This is a genomic window from Lentiprolixibacter sp. (genome assembly GCF_982873095.1).
Genome location: NZ_CEYNTP010000334.1, coordinates 1 through 2,347, shown reverse-complemented (window position 1 = coordinate 2,347; position 2,347 = coordinate 1). Strand labels below are relative to the sequence as shown.

At 47.3% G+C, this 2,347-nt stretch carries 3 protein-coding genes; 1 reads left to right on the top strand and 2 read right to left on the bottom strand.

Annotated features, from left to right (window positions below; all coding sequences use genetic code 11):
- Nucleotides 1-76: 76 nt before the first annotated feature.
- Complete coding sequence (locus AC4E7D_RS14050) at nucleotides 77-664, bottom strand: non-canonical purine NTP diphosphatase (protein ID WP_490174406.1); 588 nt, start codon at nucleotides 662-664, stop codon at nucleotides 77-79.
- On the opposite strand from AC4E7D_RS14050, the gene AC4E7D_RS14045 reads away from it, so the two are divergent.
- Nucleotides 663-1,193: a methyltransferase family protein gene (locus AC4E7D_RS14045; RefSeq protein ID WP_490174405.1), complete on the top strand. Its 531-nt coding sequence runs from the start codon at nucleotides 663-665 to the stop codon at nucleotides 1,191-1,193. The two genes, AC4E7D_RS14050 and AC4E7D_RS14045, sit on opposite strands and share 2 nt — an antisense overlap.
- 17 nt (nucleotides 1,194-1,210) lie before the next feature.
- On the opposite strand, the gene AC4E7D_RS14040 is transcribed toward AC4E7D_RS14045, so the two are convergent.
- Nucleotides 1,211-2,347 (bottom strand): glycoside hydrolase family 3 C-terminal domain-containing protein (locus AC4E7D_RS14040; protein WP_490174404.1); only part of this gene is annotated, 1,137 nt, incomplete at its 5' end.

Genomic DNA, 2,347 nt, shown 5'->3' with positions numbered 1-2,347 from the left:
AAGTACAGCGCTTGTTTAAAGAGGGGGCAAAGGTACCCTTAATTACCGGGTTTATCGCTTGTTTGCTGATTTCTTTTTAATTACCCCCGGAATAGGTGTTGAGATAATTAACCAGTGCTGCCAGGGCTTTTGCCCGATGACTCACTTCATTTTTTTCGGAAATCGACATTTCTGCAAACGTTCGGGTATCCCCCTCGGGAATAAAGACCGGATCGTACCCAAAACCCTGGAAGCCCCGTTTTTGAATGGTGATGCTTCCCTCTGCTATACCGGTAAAAAGCATTTCTTTTCCTGCCAGTATCAGGGCGATAACCGTTTTAAAGCGGGCAGTTCTGTCCATAATCCCCTCCATTTCACCAAGAAGTTTGTCCATATTGTGGTTGGCATCTTTTCCCGGTCCCGCGTACCGCGCTGAAAACACCCCCGGCGCCCCTTTCAGGGCATCTACCAGCAGACCGGTATCGTCTGCAAAACAATCGTAACCATAGTGATTTTTGATATAACGGGCCTTGGCTAGTGCATTGTCCTCCAAGGTTGCCCCGGTTTCCGGAATCTCGTCATGGCAGGCAATATCCGCTAAGGACAAAAGCTCAATGGTTTTGGGCATGAGGCGCTGTACTTCCCTTAACTTTCCCTGATTGTGAGTCGCGAAAACCAGTTTCATGTATAAAATCCTTTTGATGGAAGATACAACAGCCTTTACGAAAATCGGTATTTTTGCTACCATTATTACCTCGTCCATGAAACTCAAGATCCCACCGGTTGTTGTATTCCTCTTGTTTGGAGGTATTATGTGGTTGGCAGGCAAGGGGTTACCTTTTGGCGACTTTGATTTCTTCGGAAGGGAGTGGCTTATGTACGCCCTCCTTATTGCTGCTGTATTGATAGCCGCATTAGCCTTATTGCAATTTTTTACTTCAAAAACTTCGATAGATCCCTTACATCCTGATAAGAGTTCTACTTTGATAACAGCTGGGGTTTATCAATTTTCAAGAAATCCCCAGTACCTGGCATTGCTGATGATCCTACTGGCATGGGGCCTTTGGCTGGGCAATGCCTTCAATACCCTTACGGCAGCAGGTTTTGTGTATTATATGAACGCCTTTCAGATCAAACCGGAGGAGGAACACCTGCAACAAAAATTCGGAGCGGAATACAAGCAGTATTGTACGATGGTCCGCAGGTGGTTTTAGGATACTAGGCGTTCATTTCAGTAACGCAAACCGTGTCCGAAAGGGTAGAGGGGATTCTCTGAATCATAAGGAACATCCTCCAATTGCCTTTGAACGGCTTCCCAGCTGGAGGGTAATTCAAAAGGCAGTTTTCCTTCTGGTTCTTTTTCCCCGAAAAGCAGGTCGGCTAAAACCTCATCACTGGTTCCGAAATCGGCCAGCAGGGCCTCCGCTTCATTGTTTATTTCAGAAAGCAGAGCAGGTCGCTCCAAATTCACAACAACAATGCTGGGTTTTTGAGTAATCAACCCCAGTATTTCTGAGAGTTCAGATTCGGAATAAAACAAGCGACCCTGATGAAAAAACTGCTCTATGAAATATTCATCCCGTTCGTCATACGGTGTGGTTAAACGGGTTAGAATTACGTCGGCATCTTCCGGACGGTCTGCCAGGGTTCCGTACTTCTCCAGGTGTTCCGGTGCCTGCATACCGGACACAAAAACCTTTGCACCTTTCTTTAGGGGCAGCAGGGAACTGTTTTTTAGCAATACGGTGGATTTGGCCTGCGCTTCTTTTCCGGCCATGCGGAATTCTTCATTTCCGACCAGGGATCTCGCTTTTTCTATATCCACATAGGGATCGTCAAACAAGCCCAGACGAAATTTATCAAGCAATACACGTCTTACCGACTGATCCAGGCGTTTTTCGGTAAGCTGACCTTCGTTGACCAGTTCTACGATAAGTTCCGGGAGGGCTTCCCCACCAAACTGGTCGCAACCAGCATCCAAAACCTTTTTTACCCGTTCTTTGTAGCTCAGGTCTTCAACTCCCCAGGCCCTGCCTTCAGATATACGGGAATCGGTGATGATGTTCCAGTCTGTGCACACCACCCCATCGAACTTCAGGGAGTCGCGTAATAATTCAGTGATGATTTCTTTGTTAAAGCCAAAGGCCACATCCTCCGAAGTCTGGCCAACGGGGATGCCGTAATACGGCATTATCTGGGCAGTTTTAGCAGGAAATGCCCCTTCCGTAAATGGGATGACATGGTAGTCAAAATTATCCCCCGGATAGGCTTGTTCCTTACCATATGGAAAATGGGGATCCTCCCCGTCTTTCTGTGGTCCCCCACCAGAAAAGTGTTTGGTCATGCAGGCCACGCTGGTTTGGTCCAG

What these genes read in the sequence shown, in the direction of transcription:
- AC4E7D_RS14050 (WP_490174406.1), bottom strand. Translation starts at nt 664, where the DNA reads ATGAAACTGGTTTTCGCGACTCACAATCAGGGAAAGTTAAGGGAAGTA.
- AC4E7D_RS14045 (WP_490174405.1), top strand. Translation starts at nt 663, where the DNA reads ATGTATAAAATCCTTTTGATGGAAGATACAACAGCCTTTACGAAAATC.